Raw genomic sequence first — 22,689 nt, forward strand, 5'->3', positions numbered from 1 at the left:
AAAAGCAACTTGTTGAAATTGTGTCTCCATTTGAGATCAAGGGTAACCTTTTGGACCCGGAGCTTATTGTAAAAGACAGCGGAGCGGGCCGAGCCATGGGAGAGGTTTTATGACTTCCCATCAACGTCCTCGGTCGCATCTTTTCCGGATCAGGCGCCATCGACAAAGACGCCCGCCCGTGCGTCATTCCCAAAAACACAGGTCCAAAATAGAACGCCGAATATCTATTGGGCGAGCCCCAGAGCTTCCATGTTGGCAATTGAGGCGGGTAGCCCGGAAACATCACGCAGTTCAACGATCAGCCGCGGGTCGCTGTCCAGTTTGCGGAGTTCTGCAAACACGGTCGGCCAGTTGATGGTGCCTTCTCCCAATGTCCAATGGCGGTCCGCATAGCCATCGGCATCCTGAAGGTGAATGTGCCGTAGGTTGTTGCCCGCAGCCTTGATGAAATAGTCGACCGGCGGTGCGCCTGTGGACCCGTGGGCGTAATGGGCATGACCCGTGTCGATGGATACCTTTACAGCTTGCGAACCGAAACTCTCGGCAAGTTCAATGCGCGCATGTGGATCCTTGTCTTCAATGTTTTCAAGCACCAGTTCGCAACCGATATCCTCTGCACGCTTGACCGCCTCTTGCATCGTGAGGTGACAGAGTTCGATCTTATTTGCCCGGCCGGTCTCATAGTTGTCGAGATTGTTGTAATCCCATGTCGAGTAGGGGCTGTGCACGACCATATGCGTGCCACCAATGGCCTCGCAAACCTCTAGCCCCTGCAACAGACGTTTCTTGACAATCTCCCGTATGTCAGGGTCTTTTGCATCAACTGTAAAGCCCCAGAACGGGCCATGAATGCCAACCCTGCCTTCATGTCCATCAAGCAGTTTCTTGGCGTGGTCCGCAACGGGGATCCAGTCTCCATTCAGGACTTCCCCGGTCACGAAATCCTGTAATTCCAGGTCCCGTTATTTCTCAAGCATAAGATCCCGGTGGCGTTCGAAAGACGACAGCGGCATGGCAGCGCCAAGGATAGGAAGACTGGACATATACGGCTCTGAAAAATTGAATATCGATGTCCGCCTCTTAGGCGGTAACCGGTGACAGTTTTGCGACGGCCGTTGACGGTGCTGGCGTGGGGCGCCCCCTAATAGCCCCTTTGGCGATCGACGGTTTGCGGGATGCTGCCAGTTTCCAGATACTGTTTGATGTTTTGAGCAACGATCGCAGATGCAGTGCTGGTGATTGTTGGCGCGGAGATATGAGGCAGGACAGTTACCTCAGGGTGCGACCAGAACGGGTGGTCCGTCTCCAAGGGTTCCTGGTCAAAAACATCCAGCACGGCATGTCCGACGCGGCAATCGTCAAGCGCGGCAAGGAGCGCGTTGGTATCTATGATCGGCCCCCTGGCGAAGTTGATCAGCTTTGCACCCGGCTTCACCGAAGCCAGTGCCTGTTTGCCGATCAGACCGCGTGTGTCGCCTGTCAAAGGCATCAGTAGCACAAGGATGTCGGATCGGGCCAAGACCGTGCCGAGTTCTTCTGCTCCGGCAAACGTCTCGATGCCTTTGAGTGTTTTACGCGACCGGCTCCACCCAAGCACATTAAAACCATTGGCTTTCAAGCGCAGTGCCGAAGCTGATCCGAGTTCTCCAATCCCCAGCACACCTATCGTTACTTCCTGAGGCGTTTTCAGGAGATGATGTTGCCAGACATGGTCCCGCTGCTGCCGCATGTATGCAGGCATGTCGCGGTGGAGATAGAGAGACCAGGCAAGGACCGCTTCCGACATCGTTTCCGCCATTTGCGGATCCGCGAGGCGTACGATCTGGGGACCCGTGTCCGGCAGTTCGGCGACCAGACGCTCAACGCCGGCCCATAAGCTTTGAACCCAAGCAAGGTTGGGGAGGGAGGCCACTTTTGTCGGGTCTGGATTTGCGACGATAGCGACGGTGGCTTCTTCTCGTTCGACCTGTGTCAGATCATCGAACGCCTTGACTTGCGCAATCCCGCTCAGGGCTTCCGGCAGCGCATCTTTCCAGGCTTTCCGCTCCACACCGCCGACCTCGGAAACGAACGGTATTACGGGCATCATTTAGCAAAAACTCCCGTTTCATCGGCAAACCCTTTGATCTCGATTGGATTGCCGGAAGGATCCCGGAAAAACATGGTGCTCTGCTCCCCTGGCTGCCCTTCAAAACGGATCGTGGGTGGGATAACAAAATCGACGCCCGCGCTCGTAAGCCGGTCCGCCACTTTTTTCCAAGTGTCCATGTCAAGCACCGCCCCCATATGCGGCATCGGAACCATGTGGTCGCCAACTTTTCCGGTTTTGGTGGTCTCAAAGGGTTGTCCGATATGCAGCGAGAGCTGGTGCCCAAAGAAATTGTAATCGACCCATGTGTCGGTGCTGCGTCCTTCCTTGCAGCCTAATAGGTCACCGTAGAAGGCACGGGCGTCATCAAGATTGGTCACGTGAAACGCGAGGTGAAAGCAGGGCTGCATATGTCGTCTCCAATTGAGGTTCTTGTTTCATAGCAGAGCCTGAGAAAAACAATTACTATGTTTTTTCTTCTCTGAGCGTAGGAAAAATTTTGGATACTCGATTTTTGGAAAGTCTCCTTGCTGTTGTCGAGACAGGATCCATTGCTGCGGCCGCACGCCAGCAGGGCTTAACCGCTGCTGCAATCAGTCAGCGGATCAAGGTGCTGGAAACCGAGTTGAATTGCACGCTTCTGGTCCGTTCAGCCAAAACAGTGCGTCCATCGCCGGAATGTCAGCGCCTCCTCCCGGCAGCAAGCGTGCTGGTTCGTGATGCAGGCCGGTTGTCGTTAGGAATATCCGAGGACCGGTTGAGCGGGCCCTATCGCATTGGGGCTATTTCAACGGCGTTGCTCGATATTGTGCCAAAGGTTGTGCGGGAGTTTCGCAAAACGGCTCCTGATGTACAACTTACTGTACAGCCTGGCAGCTCCCAATCGCTCTATGAAGATTTGTTGGCTGAAAATGTTGATGCCGTGATTTGCGTCGCACCTCCCTTTCAGCTGCCGAAGGGGATCCGGTGTTTCCCGGTTGCAGAGGAGCCCTTTCTACACATCCACCCAGAAACGCACCTTCGGCAGGATGAGAACGGTGTTCTACCTTGGATTATCTACGACCGGTCATCTTGGGGAGGTGGGCTGGCGAGGCATTATCTCGATAAGGCAATCTCGCATGTGCCTGTTTTGTGTGAACTGGATTCTCCAGAGACCATTGCTGCGATGGTCCAGGAAGGCCTTGGGCAAGCGGCTGTGCCTCGTTGGTCCGGTCTCGAAATTCATCACTCCGACCTGTGTGCTTCGGCGGTGCCAATTCTATCCATCCCACAGCGTTCTATTGTCTTACTGCAACGGACCATGTCCCACGTCGCCAAAATAGATTTGCTTTTGCAAAACACAGCATTAAGCGCTCCCCGTGAATCCAATCCAGATCGCGCAAATGTGCAACTATAAAGTGTTTTAATTCCGAAACTAGCCAAAATAGTGTATTCAGAAATGCACTTGAAAGTCATAATGTTATCTTCCGTGGCGTTTATTGGCAGGAAAATGTCGCTGCTTGGCATGTCTGGGAAATAAAAGAAATGATCGGCAAAAGAAGTGCAGGTCAACTGTTGTGCTGACCGTCGCATAATGCAATGGTATTGAGAGTGAGCCCAAGAGCTTGGTCGAAATACCTGTTTCGACCTCGTGCGGCCCAATGGGTTCATGCTGAAGATTAGGGAGCAGGGTCGAAGTAAATGCTACGAGTAAAGGCAGTCGAGGAGATCTTAGATCTTCCCGCCTTTTTGTGTGATTTGATCCACATTCCCAATTTACATGACCAATTGATGCGCCGGGAGGCGAATACTAGAACCTTAGTATTCGCGCGATGCGCCAATGGAAAACTCAACAAACAGACTGCATAGGAGTACCCCATGAAAAAGTTGTTTGTCACAGTCGCTGCGACTGCGCTCGTCGGGATGGCGTCTTCCGCCATGGCCGAAGAATGCGGAACAGTCACTGTCGCGGAAATGAACTGGGCATCTGCCGGCGCGATTGCGCACATCGACAAGATCATTCTTGAAAATGGATACGGCTGCAATGTTGAGCTGGTCACAGGCGACACGATGCCGACCTTCACGTCCATGAACGAGAAGGGCGAGCCGGACATGGCTCCAGAACTCTGGATTAATGCTGTGCGTGAGCCGCTTGATAAGGCCGTCGCTGAAGGATCATTGATCATCGGTGGTGAAATCCTCAACGAAGGCGGTGTGGAAGGCTTTTGGGTGCCGACCGCTATCGCTGAAGAGCATGACATCTACACCGTAGCTGCCGCTAAAGAGCGCCCAGACATCTTCAAAGGTGCTGAAGACGACAGCAAGGGTGGCTTTTTCACTTGCCCGACCGGTTGGAACTGCCGCATCACGACAGGTAACCTCTTCCGCGCAAACGGTTTTGACGAAGCTGGTTTCGAACTCGTAGATCCGGGTTCTGCTGCCGGTCTTGACGGTTCCTTGGCACGCGCCAACGAGCGCGGCGAAGGCTGGCTCGGTTACTACTGGGCTCCGACAGCTATCCTCGGCAAGTACGACATGACGCTGCTCGACTTTGAAGTCGAACACGACAAGGAAGAGTGGGACAAGTGTACTGTTGTAGAGGATTGCCCTGATCCGAAGCCGAACTCATGGGTAAAATCCGAAGTGTTCACAGTTGTCACTGAAGAGTTTTCCAAAAAAGCTGGTCCGACCATGGACTACGTGAAAGGCCGGACCTGGGACAACCGCACGGCTGGTAAGGTCCTGGCTTGGATGACTGACAATCAGGCGACCAACGAAGATGGTGCATACTACTTCCTTGAGAATTTTGAAGATGTGTGGACTCAGTGGGTTAGCCCGGAAGTCGCTGAAAAAGTGAAAGCTTCTCTGTAATCCGTTGAAGCAAAAAAGGAGCCCGCGCACGTGCGCGGGCTTTTAATTTAGGGGCAAAACGACGGGACCGGACTGATGGAGTGGCTACAAGAATTCCCCGCTATGAGCAGGGACAATTTGCGCGTGATGCGCCAAACAATCGATGGGGCGTTTAAGGATTTCACCCGCGCCTATGGTGATGCGATCGAAAGCGCATTTGATCCAATCAAAGACTTCCTGATCTTTCTGGAGCATCTGCTTATCAACTCGCCTTGGCCGATTATTCTGGCTGTGCTCGTTGGTATTGTTTACCTGATGAGCCGCAACACGAAAATCACCATCGGTTCACTCGTCGCGCTGTGTGTTATCGGTTACCTCGGTATGTGGGAAGACACCATGCGAACCATCGCAATGGTGACGGTTTGTACGATGATGGCCATCGTGTTGGGGATCCCTCTTGGAATTCTGATGGCGCGGTCTGACCGTATACAAAGCATCATCAATCCCGTGCTCGACCTCATGCAGACGATGCCGAGCTTCGTTTATCTTATTCCAGTCGTAATGATCTTCGGCCTTGGCAAGGTGCCGGGGATGATTGCCGTGGTCATTTACGCCATTCCACCGATGATCCGACTGACAAATCTTGGTATTCGCCTCGTCGATACAGATGTCCTCGAGGCAGCCGACGCTTTCGGTTCCAGTTCGTGGCAGAAGCTCACCAATGTTCAGTTGCCACTCGCTCTGCCAACGATCATGGCCGGCGTAAACCAGACCATCATGATGGCACTTGCAATGGTTGTTGTTGCCGCCCTTATTGGCGTCAAAGGCCTCGGACAGCCAGTCCTGAATGCCATCGCAAACCAATATCTGACGATGGGCGTGATGAACGGCCTCGCGATTGTAGCCATCGCAATTATTTTCGACCGCGCGACCCAAGCTTACGGAAAGCGCCTTCAGAAACACTCGGAGGTGATCCATGGGTGAGGCAACTGGCATTGAGATCAAGAATCTTTACAAGATTTTTGGTCCAAACGGCAAAGACATGGTGCGGTTGGTCAAGGATGGCATGTCCAAGACAGAGCTCAACGAAAAGCATAATCACGTGCTTGGGCTGAACGACATCAATATCTCCATGCCAGGTGGCAAAATCGAGGTGGTGATGGGCCTTTCCGGTTCGGGGAAATCAACCCTGATCCGGCACATCAACCGCTTGATCGATCCAACTGATGGGGAAGTGCTCTACGGCAGCGAAGACGTTTGCAAGATGTCGCAAAATGAGTTGCGCCAGTTCCGCCGTCACAAGACTGCGATGGTCTTCCAGAAGTTCGCTCTCCTGCCGCACCGCACAGTTATGAACAACACGGTTTACGGCCTGGAAATCCAGGGTGTTTCCATGAAGGAAGCGCAAGAACGCGCTGCTCGGTGGATTGCACGTGTAGGTCTGGAAGGGTTTGAAGACCATTATCCGAACCAGCTCTCCGGCGGGATGCAGCAGCGGGTTGGTCTCGCCCGAGCACTCACGAATGACGCCGATATCTTGTTGATGGATGAAGCGTTCTCGGCTCTCGACCCGCTTATCCGCATGGACATGCAGACTGTTTTGCTCGATCTACAAGAAGAGCTGCATAAGACCATCGTCTTCATCACGCACGACCTTGATGAGGCGTTGCGCCTTGGGGACAAGATTGCGATTTTGCGCGACGGTGCGGTGATTCAGCAGGGTAGCGGACAGGATATTGTCTTGAATCCGGCAGATGAATACATCGCTGACTTTGTTAAAGAGGTTAACCGCGGCCGCGTTATCCTGGTTGATACGGTTATGGATCCGTCCAAAACCTTTGAGGGCGGCTTGACGGTTCAAAGCGGCATAATGCTTGAGGAAGCCGCCAAGAAGTTTGCCGAAACTGGGCTTGGTGAATGCTGTGTTGTCAACGGGGAAGGTAAGCCGATCGGTGTCTTGAATGTCCAGGACACCATCAGCGCCATGGTGACGCCAGCAACGCACTGATCGGTAAGAGGTCAAACAAAAACCCCGGTCAATCGATCGGGGTTTTTGTTTGATATGTTCAACATGTTTAGCGTTCGGAGAACACTGTGCGCATCGCGCGGGTCACTGGGTTCAGCAGATAGGCAAGTACTGATTTGGACCCGGTCACAACCTGCGCATTCACCTGCATGCCCGGCCGGACGGGGCTGGTGACATTGCCGGTGCCGATCGTGTTGCCCGGAAAGCCGAGATCAGCCTTGAAATAGTATTCACCATATTCGTCCTGGAAACTGGATGCTGAAATTGTCTCCACTTCCGCAACGATGGTCCCGTAGATGTTCGGGTCATAGCTGGTGATCGTGATTTCAGCCTTGTCGCCAACGTTGATGTGGCCGATATCTCGCGGGTTGACCTTCACCTCGGCGACCATGCTTTCCGATTGAGGGACAATTTCCGCTATCATATCTCCCGGGTTCACAACGGCACCACGCCCAGTTTGCCCTAGAGTTTTGATGTAACCATTGACCGGCGCCCTTACAAACAGGCGATCCTGCCGGTCCTTAAGTTTGGAGATTTCCTGAGCCAATTCGGCCCGTTCCTGGGCAATCCGGGCACGCTCATCGGCTACATCCCGATTGACCTCGGCGCCAGCCTGGTTGAGGCTCGCTTGAGCTTCTGTGAGCATTTCACGCGCCTGGGCCAGGTTACCTACCAACTGTTCGAGTGTGACTTGCGACCGTTGGTATTCGCCTTTTGACTCCAGGTATCGCCTGCGGGACGTGTATCCGTCCTTGAGAAGGGTTTCTTGAATCTGGAACTTTTCCTTTTCCAACTCGACTTGAGACTTCTGCAATTCCACTTGAACTTCCAGGCTAGCTACCTCTGCCCGCTTCTGGCCGACGCGGGCTGTGTAGGCATCCTGTTCGTCGGCAACGGCTCTCCGGTTAGCAGTCAAAGCGGCGCGTTGCTGTGCGCTCAGCCCGTTGACAGTGGGATCAAGGCGCAGACCGACCGTATTGGGGTCATTGTACTCTTGCGCTATCAAACGCTCTTCCTCAAGTTCCAGATAACTCAAGCGGCTTTGAATACGGCCAAGTTCCGAGGTTGTATCCTCTTTTTCCAGGCGCGCTATCGGATCACCGGCCATCACGAGCTGGCCTTCTTCAACGAGGACCTCGCTGACAATGCCCCCTTCAAGATGTTCAACAGCAAGGATCTGGCCGGCAGGCGTGATTTCGCCGATTGTGTTGGCGACCTCACGGATCTGACCAATGGCTGCCCATACCAAGAGCGCCAGGGTCGCAATCGTAAGACCGATCAGCAGCCGGGTGTAGAAGGCCGGCGGAACGCCGTCTTCTAGTTCAAGTGGCAATCCTACCCGGCCGTAAACGGCTTTGCGAAGCGGATCTGAGGTGTCTTTGGCTGCCATCGGTTCTTCCTCGGCGGTTGTTAAGAGGTGCGGCTTAGGTCAGCGCACGCTCCAATTACTTCGATTGCTGTTTCAGGACGTCGTCCAAAATCTCTGATGGGGGACCTGCCATGGTGACCATGCCGTTCTGCATGTAGACAAGCTGGTCGGCGATCCGCATGTGGCTCGGCCGATAGGTCGTCAGGATGACGGTCGATTTGCCGCGAACCTGTTCGATTTTTTTCATCAACAGCTTGTCGCCATCGATATCAAGGTTCCCGGCCGGGTCATCCAGAACGTAGATGGAGGCCGGCCGTACGAAGGCCCTCGCAAGCAGGATCCGCTGTTTCACATTGTCTGGAAGCACTTGCAGAAGCTGGCCGGTGAGGCGTGTCTCAACTCCCTGAGGAAGCAGTTCTGCGTAGTTGTTGAGGCCAAAGTCTTCGAATGCGCCGCGAACCTGATCATTGTCGGCTTGCGGATTGGCCATCCGGAAATTCTGGGCGATGGTCCCATAGAAAAAATCGTAGTGTTCGGGCGCATAGCCAATGGCATGGCGCCATTCACCCGGATCCAATTGGCGGATATCGAGGTCATCTACCAAGACTGCCCCCATCTGTGGCCGGTAAAGCCCCAGCGTAGCACGGACCAGAGAGGTTTTCCCTGATCCACTTGGACCAGTGATCGCAGCGACTGCGCCTTGTTCGACTTGCAGAGAGAAATTCCGCAAGGCCGGTTCCTGGCGGGCCGGATAGCGAAGCACCACGTTGGAGTAGCGGACAGTGCCTTGAAACTGGCGATGCAAGCTCGGGAGTTTACCCGGTTGACGTTCCATGTCGATCTTCAAAAGACCGTTGATCCGTTCAATGGTTTGCTGCGCCTGGCCAAGCTGGGAAAAGCTCAGGAAGGCTTGATGCATCGGGTTCAACGCGCGCCAGGAAAGAGCCATGACTGCGATCAAGGCGCCTTGTGTGAGGCTTTGGTTCATCACCATGATGGCGCCGAAACCCAGAACACCGATGCCGCAGAGAGTCATCATCATTTGCGAGATGACCTGCATGATTTGAGACAGGTGTTTTGTTTTCAGGTTCTTTTGCGCGAAATCTGCTGACAAGGCCCGGAATTTGTCGATCCATACATCATCTGCTGACAGGTTCTGGATCGCGTCGCGCTTGGACAGGATCTCTACCGTGATGTTCTGGACGCGGGATTTTGCTTCCCCGGCCAGGTTGATCGCACGTTTCATCCGCGGAACGATGAGAAGCGCGGCAATGATGTAGAGACCCAGCAAGCCGAGCGGAAGCAGCGCAAGCGGACCGCCGATCAGCGAAAGAACCACCACGAACAATGCGGAAAATGGCAGATCAATCAGAGCATTAGCAAGGTTGCCGTGAAATATTTCCCGGACACCGTCGAATTGCTTCAGGCGGGTAATCTGCGCGCCTATTGGTGCCGAAGTCGTTAATGGCAGAGGCAGGTGCAGGAAATGGCGGAAGGTCGTATTCGCAACGACAGCGTCCAGTCGTGCGCCAAGGTACGCTTGAAGGCGGGATTTGGTTCCCTTGACCAGCCAATCCATACATAAGATCACTGCGATGCCGATCATTAATGTAATGAGAACGGAAACGGACTTTGCGCCAATTGCCTTGTCGTAGACGTTCATCACAAACAAAGGCAGGCCGAGCGCCAACAGGTTGGCAAGAAAGCCGATTGCCATGATCGAGGTCAGCGTGCCCCGAAATCTGTGAAATAATCTGGATGACCAGTGTTTAAAGCCGGCTGTGGCTGTTGGATCATCTTCGGCAATCAGGAACAGCTCTGCATCTTTCAAGGCAGAGTAATCAAGGTTTACCGTTTGCTGAGCTTCACCGCTGAAAACACGGAGCCGGCCGTCCCCGCTGGGTCCAAGGCCAACACAGATATTTTCTCCGACCTTTAACAGGCAGGGAAATTGCTCCGCTGTGAGTTGCTTGATCGGCCTTGAGGAACTGGTGACCCGGTAATTGAGCCGGGTAAGCACCGCCCGTAAATCATAGATTTCGGTGATGCCCTCAAGATGGGGCAAAGCCTCAAACAGGTGCCGCTCCATCCCGTCCCACCCAAGTGCTTCCAGCACCGGTAAGAGGCATGCTTCAGCTGCTGTGTTTCGGTCAATATGCGTGCCCGCTTGCTGGCGGACCCGGCTTGCCAGATTTAAGCGCCGGGTAGAAGGGTCTGAACCCTGAATATAAGCGGCGGTGTTTTCAAACGCTGCCAGGGACATGTCAGGCTCCTTGGCTCATTTTTGGCGCTTCTTTGCGGATACGTGGCTGAAGTTTGTATTTTTTTGTCGTGACGGGTTTCGCCGGTGCTGATTTCAATTTCCCGTCCTCCACCAGATATTGCTTGTCTGCGATCGCCCGGAAAGATGGGCGATGGCTGACAATGATCATGGTGAGCTGGCCTTTGATGCGCTTAAGACCTTCTGCAAGCTCAGCTTCGCTGCGATGATCAAGAGCGCCGTTTGCATCATCCAGGATCAGGATTTTCGGTTCGCGGGCCAGAGCACGTGCAATTGCGATCCGCTGGATCATGGAATCCGTGAGATTTTCCTCGATCGCGTTGCCCAATTGTGTGTCGTAGCCCAACGGGAGCAAGTGAATGTCTTTCTCCAAGCCGATGAGCTCTGCGGCCATTCGTGCGGTCTGCGGCGTCGACTGAGACCCAAACAAGGTCAAATTCTGCAAGATCGTTCCGGCGAACATTTCGGAATCGTTGCCGACGTAGGCAATCTGTTTCCGGAGGCCCCAATGGTCTTCACCGTAAAGATCATGACCATCAAGCATGACTGATCCCGAAGTCGGTTCCAGGCTGCCTGAAATCAATCGGGAGAGTGTCGATCGTCCGCTGCCATCTTTGCCTTCAAAGGCAATGGTTTCTCCAGCATTGACGGCCAGGTTCAGTCCGTGGATCGGGACGATCACGTCATGCCTTGAATCGTATCCAGCGTTTTGAATCTGTACATTACCGATGACCGGAATATCCCGTGACTGCTGTCTGCTTTGCACCGGCAGATCAAAGAGGGATTGCGCGGCACGATAATCGTGCTTGACCCTCTGCATCTCCGTCCAGTGGTTGATGCCCCGCAAAAGAGGCTGAACAACTTGGCCCGCAAGGAGCGTACAGGCAGCAACAGCACCTATGCTTATGAATCCGCCCATCACCAGCAATGCGCCAGCAGAAACAACGCAAACCGTTGTCAGGACGGTGAAAAAGCCGCTGCTGTTCCGCGCCATGTTGTTCAGATCGATCTGGTCATAGCCGAGGCGGGAGACCTGGGTTTGCAGTCTTTCAAATCGCCGGAGGATCACTGGCTCAAGCGCCATCGCCTTGATCGTGTTGAGCCCGGACAGGACTTCGAAAATGAAATCGTATTTACGCTGGTCCTGGACAGCACGTTTTTCAACGAGCGTGTTGAGTTTTGAATTCAGGTGAGCGGTCCGCAACACGAAAATCAGCAACAAAATTGGCGGGATGAAACCGATTGGGCCGCCGATGAGAAACAGGACAACGAGAAAGATGAGGCTAGCAGGGAGGTCAATCGTCAAAAGTCGCGCCGGTCCGCCATACTGGTCTCCCAAGGACTGAAGTGACTTCAGAGAGTCCAGATGCTTGGAAACACTGGCATCCGTCACGGCATCAGAACGGGAGCAGAGCAGCCGGTGTGTCGCTTCCATGTTTGCTTTGTGTGTAAAGGAAGCTGCTGACCAGGCAACAACAAATGATCTAGCAATCTTCAATACTGCATCGACCGCCAGGACGATCCCAAGCCCGACAATTAGAACGACCAGTGTATCAATGGCTTGGTTTGGAAGAATTCGGTCATATACTTGAAGAATTGTCAGGGGCATCGCCAAGCCCAATACATTTATGAGTATCGAGGCCATTACCACCGAACGCGGCAAATTTGGGGCTTTAACTTGTTCTCCTGTCTCAGATGAATGAAATTTCAGCTGAGGTAACGCAGTGTTAGCTAAAGCATTGCTGATAAAACTGACCATACTTGGCGCCTCCTATCTCTATTAAGGCGCGCAAGTGTTTCAAAAGCGTTTACCAAGAACTATGGAACTCGCTAATTTACATCAAGATATAGTGGTATTTCACAGGTTCTGGTTGGTTTTTGTTAAGACAAGCCTGCGCGAATGGCTTCATGATCTAATGGAGCTTGTGCGAGTATGGCTGACACCGACACCCCGAAAACATCTGGCAAACCGACTGAAGGCGCGGGCGCAGAAGCGGCTGCACGGACCAATTCAGGTGCAAGCTCGCCAAATGCTGCGCGTGCGGAAGCTCAGGCTGGTGATCCGTATAAGCCGGCGGATGGCAACGACTACTCTTTGTCCATCAATCCGGAGGACACAGGCGAGGCAACGGTTGCCAACCTCTTCCAGGCTGTGCCTTTGGAATACGAAGGAAGCGGCTCGGCACTCCATGACGGCGAAGGCCTCGCCGGCGACGGGGGCTTGAATGGCGGAGCAGGAAACGACGGTCCTCGCAACGGTTTGGATCTAAATCGTAACGACAATGTGCCGCTCCCGGATGGCCTTCAGGATGTTGCGGAAACATCTGACGGCGGTTTGGGTGATGCCGGTGGCATCGGAGATGGCGAAGTGCCAGAGGCTCGTGGCCTTGATGCTGGGCTTTCCCAGTTTGATCTCGGTGGACGGGGTATTCCGACAAGCGACGACGGTATTGGTGACGGCATTGGCGGCGGCGGCGGTGGCGGCGACGGTGGCACCACTGTCTTGGCCGATGACGACGGCGATGGCGGTGGCGATGGCGGTGGCGGTGATGCCGGCGACGACGGTGGCGATGACGGTGATGATGGTGACGGCGGCGGCGATGATGATCTCGGTGAACCGATTGGTCCCCTGACCGATGTCAATCTCGATACCAATTTCGTGGAAGAAAACGCGGATCCTGGAACAACTGTCGGCGTGGTGGCTTTCGCAGAAGATCCGGATGGAGACGACGTCACCTATTCGATTTTGGGTGACTCGCCATTCGTCATTGACCCGGAAACCGGTGTGATTTCGGTTGGTCCCGGTGCAGTCATCGATCGTGAAGAAACACCGACTATCAGCGTAACAGTGCAAGCGACCTCCAGCGATGGGTCGTTTGTCGTGGAGACCTTTGTAATCGAGGTCGGCGATGACAACACCGAATTTCAAATCGGACCTGTTGTCGACACGGACACGACCGACAACTTTATTCTCGAAGACTCTGATCCGGGCACGGTTGTCGGGGTGACGGCATTTGCCGAGGATCCAGATGCCACCGATACGGTCACTTATGAAATCATCGGAGACACGCCGTTTGTCATCGATCCGGTTACTGGCGTTATCAGTGTCGCACCCGGCGCCGAGATCGACCGGGAAACCACGCCGTTCTTTGATGTGACGGTCCAGGCCACGTCTACTGATGGATCCACCTCTCAGGAGACCTTCCGGATTACCGTAGGCGACGACAATTCAGAATTCCCCATCGGCCCGGTGATTGATACAGACGAAGACGCCAACTTCGTTCAGGAGAACGCTGTTGGAGGAACGGGCATTGATGTCACGGCCTTTGCCGAGGATCTCGATGATACAGACACGGTATCTTATGAAATCGTGGGCGACAGCCCGTTCGTTATCGACCCGGTGTCAGGTGTGCTTACTGTCAAGGACGGTGCAGTCATCGACCGGGAAGAGACCCCTTTCATTGATGTGACCGTTCAGGCGACCTCGACGGATGGGACAACCTCTCAGGAAACCTTCCGCGTGGAAGTTGGCGATGAGAACGAATTCGAGATCGGCCCGGTTACCGATGTTGACGGCGACACAAACTTTGTCGAAGAAAACTCGGATGGCGGTACTATCGTAGGCGTCACGGCGTTTGCAGAAGATCCGGATGCCACGGACACGGTTTCCTATGAAATCATTGGCGATTCGCCCTTTGTTATTGATCCTGCAACTGGTGTGATCACTGTTGCCCCTGGCGCGGAAATCGACCGGGAAGAGACCCCATTCATCGATGTGACGGTACAGGCAACCTCGACCGACGGCTCAACGTCTCAGGAGACCTTCCGTGTTACTGTAGGTGACGCCAACGAGTTTGGTATCGGTCCAGTTACCGACACCGATACAGAGCAGAACTTTGTCCAGGAGAATTCTGATCCAGGCACCGTCGTCGGTCTCACTGCCTTTGCGGAAGACCCGGATACAGCGGACACTGTTACGTATGAAATTGTTGGCGACTCGCCATTTGTGATTGATCCGGCCAGCGGTGTTATCACTGTTGGCCCGGACGCGGATATTGATCGTGAGGCAACCCCGTTCATTGATGTGACCGTCAAAGCGACGTCCACAGATGGATCGACGTCTCAGGAAACCTTCCGGGTTGAGGTGGGCGATGACAACGAGGGTGACATTGGCCCCGTCGTCGATATCGATAAGTCTAACAATGACTTGAACGCAGTGGCAGAAAACGGAACAGGCGGCGAAGAAGTCGGTATTACGGCTTTCGCCGAAGATCCGGATGCGACCGACACGGTGACCTATTCGACCGATGATCCGCGGTTCGATATCGATCCGGACACCGGTGTTCTGACCGTCAAGCCAGGCGTTAGCTTCGATTACGAGCAGACCAAAGCCGTTGACGTTGAAATCACCGCGACTTCGTCTGATGGATCGTCTTCAACGGGAACGTTCACAGTCAATATCCTGGATGTCAACGAAGCGCCTGATCTCACCTTTGAGACCGGCGATGTCGATGGCGTGAGCGCGACTCTCACGTTTGTCTCCGAAGGTGCAAACTACAGCAGTTCGCTGGGTGTGTTCGTGATGGACGCGAGCGGTGATCCGGTTGCAGGTCAGATCGTTTGGACAAACGGTAATGAGCTTACACCGGGCGATACCGTGAATGTCGCGTTCCCGAATGTTGATGCCGCCAATATCGGATATTTCCTTATCCCGGATGGCGCTGACCAGAACCCGGGTATTGCCGCCGGCGACATGGTAACTTTCCAGAAAGACGGCGATGGAAACTGGCAAGCCGTTGCGCAGGATGGAACACTTCTGACTGGGGACGGGGCCGATGCCTACTTCTCCGGAGACGCAAGCCTTAATCCGGACGGATTGGATCACACGGTTGAAAGCGGTGTGACGATCGGCTTCGAAGATCTGGTCAACAATGGCGATCAGGATTTCGATGATTTTGTCTTCGATGCACAAAACACCGACTTTGACTACCGGACAACGATCGTTGAGGAAGTTGAAGGCGCCGAAGCGGCCCCCTTGTCGGTCATTGACCCGGATGAGGGTGATACACACACCTTTACCGTGTCTGATGACCGGTTTGAGGTTGTCGTCGCCGGGGACAAGTATGTCCTGAAACTGAAAGATGATCAGGAGCTTGATTACGAAACCGAGACACAGGTCAGTGTAACGGTCACGGCCACTGACACCGGTGGACTGTCCGACACGGAAACCATCATCATTGACGTTATCGATGTCAATGAGAGCAAAGAGCCGATTGGGCCGCTCTCCGACAGCGATACGAGCGACAACCTCGTAGCTGAGAATTCCGATGCCGGAACAGTGGTGGGCGTAACGGCGTTCGCAACTGATCCTGATACCATTGACACCGTATCGTATGAGATCGTTGATCAAGACTCTCCATTCGTGATCGATCCGACTTCTGGCGTGATCTCGGTCGCGCCGGGTGCGGACATTGACCGGGAGACGACGCCGTCAATCGATGTCACGGTCAAAGCAACGTCTACGGACGGGACTTCGACAACGAAGACCTTCACGGTTGAAGTCGGCGATGAGGACGAGTTCGACATCGGTCCTGTTTCAGATGCCGACACCAGCGACAACACCATTTCGGAAACTGCTGACGGCGGCGAAGACACCGGTATCACGGCCTTTGCCGAGGACGAGGATGCAACCGACACCGTCACCTACGAGTTGACAGGTGGCAACGATCGCTTCGAGATCGATGAGACTTCGGGTGTCATTACGGTAAAAGACGGTGCTCAGTTCGATGCGGAGACTGAGTCGACCGTTGATGTCACGGTCAAGGCGACCTCCACGGATGGGTCCTCTTCCAGCAAGACCTTTTCCATTGACGTGACTGACGGCAACGAACCGCCGGATCTGATCGTTGAGCTGGAGAATGCGTCGAATGATCTGGTTATCAACGGTGGTTTCGAGAATTTCTCCGGAACCTTGAGCGGCACGGATGGCACCGGCTGGTATGACACTCCGGACACCATTGAAGGCTGGAGCTACAATGATGTCGATATCCATCAGTCCGCCCGTCACGGTGAGGGCACAACGGATGGCGCACACCGTCTGGACCTGACCGCCGACGATAACGGCACGATCTCTCAGACCATCGAGGGTCAATTGGACGGGCATGTCTACACGCTGTCGTTCAATATGAACTCGCGTGGCAATCGGTCTGGCGAAGGCGTTGCCGAGGTCTATTGGAACGGTGAGCTCATCGACACCATTGATCCAACCGATGGCGGCGGTGGCTGGCAAAGCTACAGCTATGACATCGTTGGTGGATCTGGTGACGGCTCCAACACGCTGACGTTTGTTGAGAAGGGCTCTGACAACAGTCATGGCACCTACATCGACACCGTGTCGATCAAGGCCGATGGCCGCATCGCGATCCTGGAAGAGTTCAAGGGCGCTGAAGTTGCACCTCTTTCCGTTATCGACCCCGATGTGGGCGATACGCACACCTTCACTGTGTCCGATGACCGGTTCGAGGTTGTTGCCGCTGACGGCAAATATCTTCTGAAGCTTAAAGACGACCAAGCGCTCGACTATGAGACCGAGCAGCAGGTCACGGTCCAAGTAACAGCGACCGATAGCGGTGGTCTTTCAGACACTGAAACCGTCATTGTCGACGTGATCGATGTCGATGAAAACTCAGAGCCGATCGGTCCGCTGTCGGATAGCGATAACAGCGACAACCTGGTTGCGGAAAACTCGGATGCAGGCACTGTTGTTGGTGTGACTGCCTTCGCGACCGATCCGGACACGGTCGATGACGTGACCTACGAGATCGTTGATCAAGACTCTCCGTTTGTGATCGATCCGACGTCTGGCGTGCTCTCGGTCGCACCTGGTGCGGACATTGATCGCGAGACGACCCCGTCAATCGATGTCACGGTCAAAGCAACGTCTACGGACGGGACTTCGACGACCGAAACCTTCAGGGTTGAAGTCGGCGATGAAGACGAGTTCGACATCGGACCAGTTTCAGATGTCGAAACAAGCGACAACACCATTTCTGAGACTGCTGATGGCGGCGAAGACACCGGCATAACCGCTTTTGCCGAGGACAAGGATGCAACCGACACCGTCACCTATGAGTTGACGGGTGGCAACGATCGCTTCGAGATCGACGAGACTACCGGCGTCATCACCGTGAAAGACGGTGCGCAGTTTGATGCGGAAACTGAACCGACTGTCGACGTAACCGTCAAGGCAACGTCTACGGATGGATCTTCGTCCAGTAATACTTTCTCTATTGATGTGGGAGACGGCAACGAGCCGCCGGATCTCGTGGTTGAGTATGGCGACATCGGCACCAATCTCATCAAAAACGGCTCGTTCGAGTCCTTCGACGTTGCCACCGGAAAGTGGAGCCAATTTTCTGGAGACAGTTCAGGTGCCTGGACGAGCAACGGAAAAATGGAGGTCTGGGACAACTTCGGTGGTATTAAAGCCACCGAAGGCGACCAACATCTCGAGTTGGATTCTGAAAAGAACGTCAATTCGATTTCCCAAACCGTCGAAACGTCGGTGGGGCAGGTTTATGACCTCTCCTTCGATGTCCAGGCGCGCAGGGATGATGCCTCCAACACCGTTGAGGTTTATTGGAACGGTGAACTGGTTTCCACTGTCGATCCAGCTTTCGGCAACTGGGAAACGCTTGAGGTCCAGGTAGTCGGAACAGGCGGTAATGATGTCCTTGAATTCCGGGAAACCAGTGAAGACAACAACACCTATGGTGCGTTCATTGATAACGTCGAACTGACCGGCACTAACCGGATCGGCGTCTATGAAGAATTGGAAGGTGCCAAGGTAGTTCCGCTTTCCGTCATCGATCCCGATGTGGGCGACACGCATACTTTCACAGTGTCCGATGACCGCTTCGAGGTGGTTGCCGCCGACGGCAAGTATCTACTGAAGCTGAAAGACGATCAGGCGCTCGATTATGAGACCGAGCAACAGGTGACCGTCCAGATCACGGCAACCGACACCGGTGGTTTGTCCGATACGGAAACAGTGGTGATCGACGTCATCGACATTGACGAGGGTGCGGAACCAATCGGCCCGCTGACCGACAGCGATACGACTGCGAACCTCGTTGCGGAAAATTCCGATGCTGGCACCTTTGTTGGTGTGACAGCCTTTGCGACCGATCCTGATACGTCTGACGACGTCACTTATGAGATCGTTGATCAGAACTCTCCGTTCGTTATCGACCCGACTTCTGGTGTGATCTCGGTCGCTCCGGGTGCGGATATCGACCGTGAAACAACGCCGACGATTGACGTCACGGTCGAGGCGACGTCCACAGACGGTACGTCCACAACGAAGACCTTCACGGTTGAAGTGGGTGATGAAAACGAGTTCGACATCGGCCCGGTTGCGGATGTCGACACAAGCGACAACACGATCTCTGAAACTTCAGATAGTGGCGAGAACACCGGCATCACGGCTTTTGCCGAGGACGAAGATGCAACTGACACTGTCACCTATGAATTGACAGGTGGTAGTGATCGCTTTGAGATTGATGAGACCTCGGGTGTTATCACTGTCAAAGACGGCGCTCAGTTCGATGCCGAGACCGAGCCAACTGTCGATGTGACTGTAAAGGCGACCTCGACGGATGGATCTTCGTCCAGCCAGACGTTCCCGATCGGCATTACGGACGGCAACGAGCCGCCGGATCTCATCGTGGAGCTGGAAAGTGGTTCGCAGCAGTTCATCATCAACGGCAGCTTTGAGAACTTTGACGGACAGTTAGGCGGCTCGGATGGATCCGGCTGGTACCAGGATCCGAATTCGATTGAAGGCTGGTCCTACGATAATGTTGATGTCCATCAGGCGGGCCACAACAACTTCGGTGCCACTGACGGCAATCACCACCTGGATCTCGCTTCGGTCACGAATGGTTGGGCATCACAACAGATCGAAGGCCAGATGGAAGGCCAGGTCTACGAGCTTCAGTTCGACATGAAGTCTCGTGGCGGCGCCGGTCAGAGTGTTGCCGAGGTTTACTGGAATGGAGAGCTGATCGACACGATTGATCCGGCAACCACTGGAGCCGGTTGGCAGACTTACAACTTCAACATTGTCGGTGGATCCGGTGACGGCTCCAACACGCTGACCTTTGTCGAAATCGGGTCTGATAACAACGGCGGTGCACTGATCGACAGCGTTTCCATCGTCTCCGACAACCGCACAGCTGTTGTTGAAGAGTTCTTCGGCGCGGAAATCGCCCCGTTGTCGGTCATCGATCCTGATATAGGCGACACCCACACCTTCACGGTGTCTGACGACCGGTTTGAAGTTGTTGTCTCCGGCGACAAGTACATGCTTAAGCTGAAGGACAATCAGGCGCTGGATTATGAGACTGAAACGCAGGTTACCCTGGAAGTAACTGCGACTGATCAGGGCGGTTTGTCTGATACGGAAGTGGTGGTGATTGATGTCATTGACGTCGATGAGACCAACACACCGCTCACAGATCTCATCGACAGCGACACATCGGATAATGTGATCGCCGAGGGCGCGACGGCAGGCACTGTTGTTGGTTTGACGGCGTTCGCAAATGAGCCGGATGCCGGGGACAGCGTGACCTACGCAATCACTGATCCGCGTTTTGAGATTGACCCGGACACCGGTGTGGTGACCGTTGCGGACAATGCCAGCTTTGATGCGGAGCAAACGCCGTTTATCGATCTGGACGTCACGGCAACCTCTACAGATGGGTCCAGTGTCACTGAGACATTCCGGATTGATGTCACGGAGTTTGACGAGCTTCCAGTTGCCAAAGACGATGGCGCAACAGTCGGCCTGACCAAGACGTCCTTCTATTACAGCGACGATGACGGTGAAATTCACCTGATCAGTTCGGATGGCTCCGATGTCGTAATCGGGTCGACGGGTGTTGGTGCGATGACGGATATCGCGCTGGATAATTCCGGAAACCTTTACGGTATCACCTTCAACAAGCTCTACTCCATTGATCCAGATACTGGCGAGGCAACAAAGATTTCCTCGTCGCGGTTCGGAACGTCGATGAATGCACTGGAGTTTGGTCCGGACGGCACCCTTTATGCGGCTGACAGCTCCGGCAAGTTGTATACCGTGGATGTCAGTGACGGCAGCCTGACCAAAATCGGTAAGATGGAGTATGGCTCTGCAGGTGACTTGGCCTTCTCTGGCGACAAGCTCTATCTGTCGGCGTCAAACGGCAAAATCGTCGAAATCGATCCGGATAGCGGAGCGACCATCGATGTTGTCGCGACCTTGCCGGTGTCCAATGCCTTTGGTTTGGTCGGCGACGAAGGTGGCCAGCTCTATGCCTTCACCAATGGCGGCCGCGTTTATCAGATCGACCCGGAGACCGGAACTGTCTCCGTCCCGGATGCCTATGTCATGAACGACAGTGGTTGGGGCGCAACGGAGACGGCCGACTCTTCTGGTCAGACGGCAAAAGTGGAAGGCAATGTCCTTACCAATGACACGGATGCAGAAGGTGCTCTGACGGTCACGAATGTCTCCTTCGACGGCCAGGACTATGCGCCGGGCTCGACCATCCCGGGTGACTACGGATCGCTGCTTATCAATTCGGATGGCACCTACACCTACATCCTTGATCCCGACAGTCCGGCGGCGCAGGCGCTTGGCCAAGGTGAATCCGATGTCGAGGTGTTCACGTACACCGTCACCGACAGTGGTGGTAACACGGACACTGCAAATCTAAAGATCACGGTCAATGGATACGATGAAGGTCCGGCAGTCTCCAAGTTCGACGTCGGTCCGGTTCGGGATGCCGATACAGCCAAAAACCTTGTGGCCGCATCAGTTGCCGCTGGCGCCTTGGTTGGATTGACCGCGATTGCAGAGGATGCCGATGCCGGAGACACGGTGACCTACACGATCGATGACAGCCGGTTCGACATAGATGAGTTCACCGGTGTTGTGACCGTGGCCGATGGCGCAACGCTAACACCGGGTGAAACCATTGACGTCGTCATAACGGCAACGTCCAGTGATGGGTCCGAGTCTTCCGGAACTTTCCCGATTGACGTTGTTGCAGGTAGCAACGCTGCCCCGGATCTCATCGTTGGAAATCCGCTCAATGTGACCGAAAATTCGGCTGGCGCGGGAGTGGTGGCACTTTCTGTTGTCGACCCGGACGTCGGGGACACCCATACGTTCACAGTATCTGATGACCGCTTTGAGGTCGTGCCGGATGGCAACGGATACATGTTGAAACTGAAAGATGGGGTCGAACTCGATTACGAAGAAGAGCAAAGCATCACACTTGATGTGACGGCAACCGATGGCGAGGGTCTTTCAGACACTGAAACCATCACCTTTGATGTCGTTGATGTTGACGATACAGAAGATGATATGCCGCCAGTCGCAGGTGATGACGATGATGATGAGCGGGACGATGACAATGAGCTCGCAGCCTCCTCGGCTAGCCGCTTCAGCAATGATGGCGATGATGATGACGAGAGCGATGACGAGGGCAGCAATGTCATCGAGCTCCCGACATTCCAGGTCGGCACGGAAGATGACGATGCGCTGGTTGGTGAAGGTGCCAATGACGCCTTGTTCGGCAAGGGGGGTGACGACACCTTGAGCGGTGAGGGAGGCAGCGACGCTCTCTTCGGCGGCCCGGGCGATGACACGCTTGATGGTGGTCCGGGTGACGACAGCATGAATGGTGGTGACGGCTCCGACGTCTTTGCCTACATGCTGGGCGACGGCAACGACTCCATCTACGGCGGAGCCGGTGAAAACTGGATTGATATCATTGATCTCGGTGACGGCACCAACGGCACGCAAATCGGTGAATATGGGACCGACTGGTCGGTGACCGTGACCGATGGCAGCATCGACAAGGTCGATCCACTCAACGGTGAAGTGTCATTGTCTCAAGACTCCGGTGGCCACATCGATCTTGCAGACGGTGGCCGCGTCGACTTTGCCGAGATCGAGGGTATCCAATACTCCTGATCCGGACAGCCTCTACAACACGAAAAAGCGGGCCTTGCAGCCCGCTTTTTTATTGTCCAACAACTGGAGC

At 54.4% G+C, this 22,689-nt stretch carries 10 protein-coding genes and 2 pseudogenes; 6 read left to right on the forward strand and 6 right to left on the reverse strand.

The annotated features are described in order from the left end of the window. Window positions 1–224 precede the first annotated feature (224 nt). From SADFL11_RS21270 to SADFL11_RS21280, 3 genes and pseudogenes are all read right to left on the reverse strand, one after another. A pseudogene (locus SADFL11_RS21270) lies at window positions 225–1,043 on the reverse strand (sugar phosphate isomerase/epimerase family protein). Window positions 1,044–1,141: 98 nt separating this feature from the next. Further along, window positions 1,142–2,089 (reverse strand): 2-hydroxyacid dehydrogenase, encoded by a 948-nt coding sequence (locus SADFL11_RS21275; protein ID WP_008194620.1) that lies wholly within the window; start codon window positions 2,087–2,089, stop codon window positions 1,142–1,144. Next, window positions 2,086–2,499, reverse strand: coding sequence for a VOC family protein (locus SADFL11_RS21280; protein ID WP_040451004.1), 414 nt, complete (start codon window positions 2,497–2,499; stop codon window positions 2,086–2,088). Before SADFL11_RS21280 ends, SADFL11_RS21275 begins: the two co-directional genes overlap by 4 nt. 104 nt (window positions 2,500–2,603) lie before the next feature. Between SADFL11_RS21280 and SADFL11_RS25885 the strand changes: the two are divergent. From SADFL11_RS25885 to SADFL11_RS21300, 5 genes and pseudogenes are all read left to right on the forward strand, one after another. Further along, window positions 2,604–2,759: pseudogene (locus SADFL11_RS25885) on the forward strand (helix-turn-helix domain-containing protein); the annotation flags it as partial. A 36-nt stretch (window positions 2,760–2,795) separates the two neighbouring features. Then, window positions 2,796–3,485 carry a LysR substrate-binding domain-containing protein gene (locus tag SADFL11_RS21285; RefSeq protein ID WP_228198228.1) on the forward strand — a complete coding sequence of 230 codons (690 nt, stop codon included), beginning with the start codon at window positions 2,796–2,798 and terminating at the stop codon, window positions 3,483–3,485. Window positions 3,486–3,946: 461 nt separating this feature from the next. Then, on the forward strand, window positions 3,947–4,939 hold the full coding sequence (locus SADFL11_RS21290) for a glycine betaine ABC transporter substrate-binding protein (RefSeq protein ID WP_008195388.1): 993 nt from the start codon (window positions 3,947–3,949) through the stop codon (window positions 4,937–4,939). A 75-nt stretch (window positions 4,940–5,014) separates the two neighbouring features. Beyond that, a complete protein-coding gene (locus SADFL11_RS21295) occupies window positions 5,015–5,902 on the forward strand; it encodes an ABC transporter permease (RefSeq protein WP_040451003.1) in 888 nt (295 codons plus the stop codon). Further along, on the forward strand, window positions 5,895–6,926 hold the full coding sequence (locus tag SADFL11_RS21300; RefSeq protein ID WP_008191930.1) for a quaternary amine ABC transporter ATP-binding protein: 1,032 nt from the start codon (window positions 5,895–5,897) through the stop codon (window positions 6,924–6,926). The genes SADFL11_RS21295 and SADFL11_RS21300 overlap by 8 nt, the downstream gene beginning before the upstream one ends. Before the next feature lie 67 nt (window positions 6,927–6,993). On the opposite strand, the gene SADFL11_RS21305 is transcribed toward SADFL11_RS21300, so the two are convergent. From SADFL11_RS21305 to SADFL11_RS21315, 3 genes are read right to left on the reverse strand one after another with little or no spacing between them, the layout of a single operon-like run. Next, window positions 6,994–8,334, reverse strand: a complete 1,341-nt coding sequence (locus tag SADFL11_RS21305) for an HlyD family type I secretion periplasmic adaptor subunit (protein ID WP_008192662.1) — start codon at window positions 8,332–8,334, stop codon at window positions 6,994–6,996. Window positions 8,335–8,389: 55 nt separating this feature from the next. Continuing rightward, on the reverse strand, window positions 8,390–10,576 hold the full coding sequence (locus SADFL11_RS21310) for a peptidase domain-containing ABC transporter (RefSeq protein ID WP_008196372.1): 2,187 nt from the start codon (window positions 10,574–10,576) through the stop codon (window positions 8,390–8,392). Window position 10,577: 1 nt separating this feature from the next. Beyond that, on the reverse strand, window positions 10,578–12,353 hold the full coding sequence (locus SADFL11_RS21315) for a peptidase domain-containing ABC transporter (protein WP_081450504.1): 1,776 nt from the start codon (window positions 12,351–12,353) through the stop codon (window positions 10,578–10,580). 174 nt (window positions 12,354–12,527) lie between these two features. Here SADFL11_RS21315 and SADFL11_RS21320 point away from each other — a divergent pair, with 174 nt between their 5' ends. Further along, complete coding sequence (locus tag SADFL11_RS21320; protein ID WP_008191551.1) at window positions 12,528–22,619, forward strand: cadherin domain-containing protein; 10,092 nt, start codon at window positions 12,528–12,530, stop codon at window positions 22,617–22,619. Window positions 22,620–22,689 lie beyond the last annotated feature (70 nt).

The organism is Roseibium alexandrii DFL-11 (genome assembly GCF_000158095.2).
GTDB lineage: Bacteria > Pseudomonadota > Alphaproteobacteria > Rhizobiales > Stappiaceae > Roseibium > Roseibium alexandrii.

What these genes read in the sequence shown, in the direction of transcription:
- SADFL11_RS21300 (WP_008191930.1), top strand. Translation starts at nt 5,895, where the DNA reads ATGGGTGAGGCAACTGGCATTGAGATCAAGAATCTTTACAAGATTTTT.
- SADFL11_RS21310 (WP_008196372.1), bottom strand. Translation starts at nt 10,576, where the DNA reads ATGTCCCTGGCAGCGTTTGAAAACACCGCCGCTTATATTCAGGGTTCA.
- SADFL11_RS21290 (WP_008195388.1), top strand. Translation starts at nt 3,947, where the DNA reads ATGAAAAAGTTGTTTGTCACAGTCGCTGCGACTGCGCTCGTCGGGATG.
- SADFL11_RS21320 (WP_008191551.1), top strand. Translation starts at nt 12,528, where the DNA reads ATGGCTGACACCGACACCCCGAAAACATCTGGCAAACCGACTGAAGGC.
- SADFL11_RS21305 (WP_008192662.1), bottom strand. Translation starts at nt 8,334, where the DNA reads ATGGCAGCCAAAGACACCTCAGATCCGCTTCGCAAAGCCGTTTACGGC.
- SADFL11_RS21275 (WP_008194620.1), bottom strand. Translation starts at nt 2,089, where the DNA reads ATGATGCCCGTAATACCGTTCGTTTCCGAGGTCGGCGGTGTGGAGCGG.
- SADFL11_RS21280 (WP_040451004.1), bottom strand. Translation starts at nt 2,499, where the DNA reads ATGCAGCCCTGCTTTCACCTCGCGTTTCACGTGACCAATCTTGATGAC.
- SADFL11_RS21315 (WP_081450504.1), bottom strand. Translation starts at nt 12,353, where the DNA reads ATGGTCAGTTTTATCAGCAATGCTTTAGCTAACACTGCGTTACCTCAG.
- SADFL11_RS21295 (WP_040451003.1), top strand. Translation starts at nt 5,015, where the DNA reads ATGGAGTGGCTACAAGAATTCCCCGCTATGAGCAGGGACAATTTGCGC.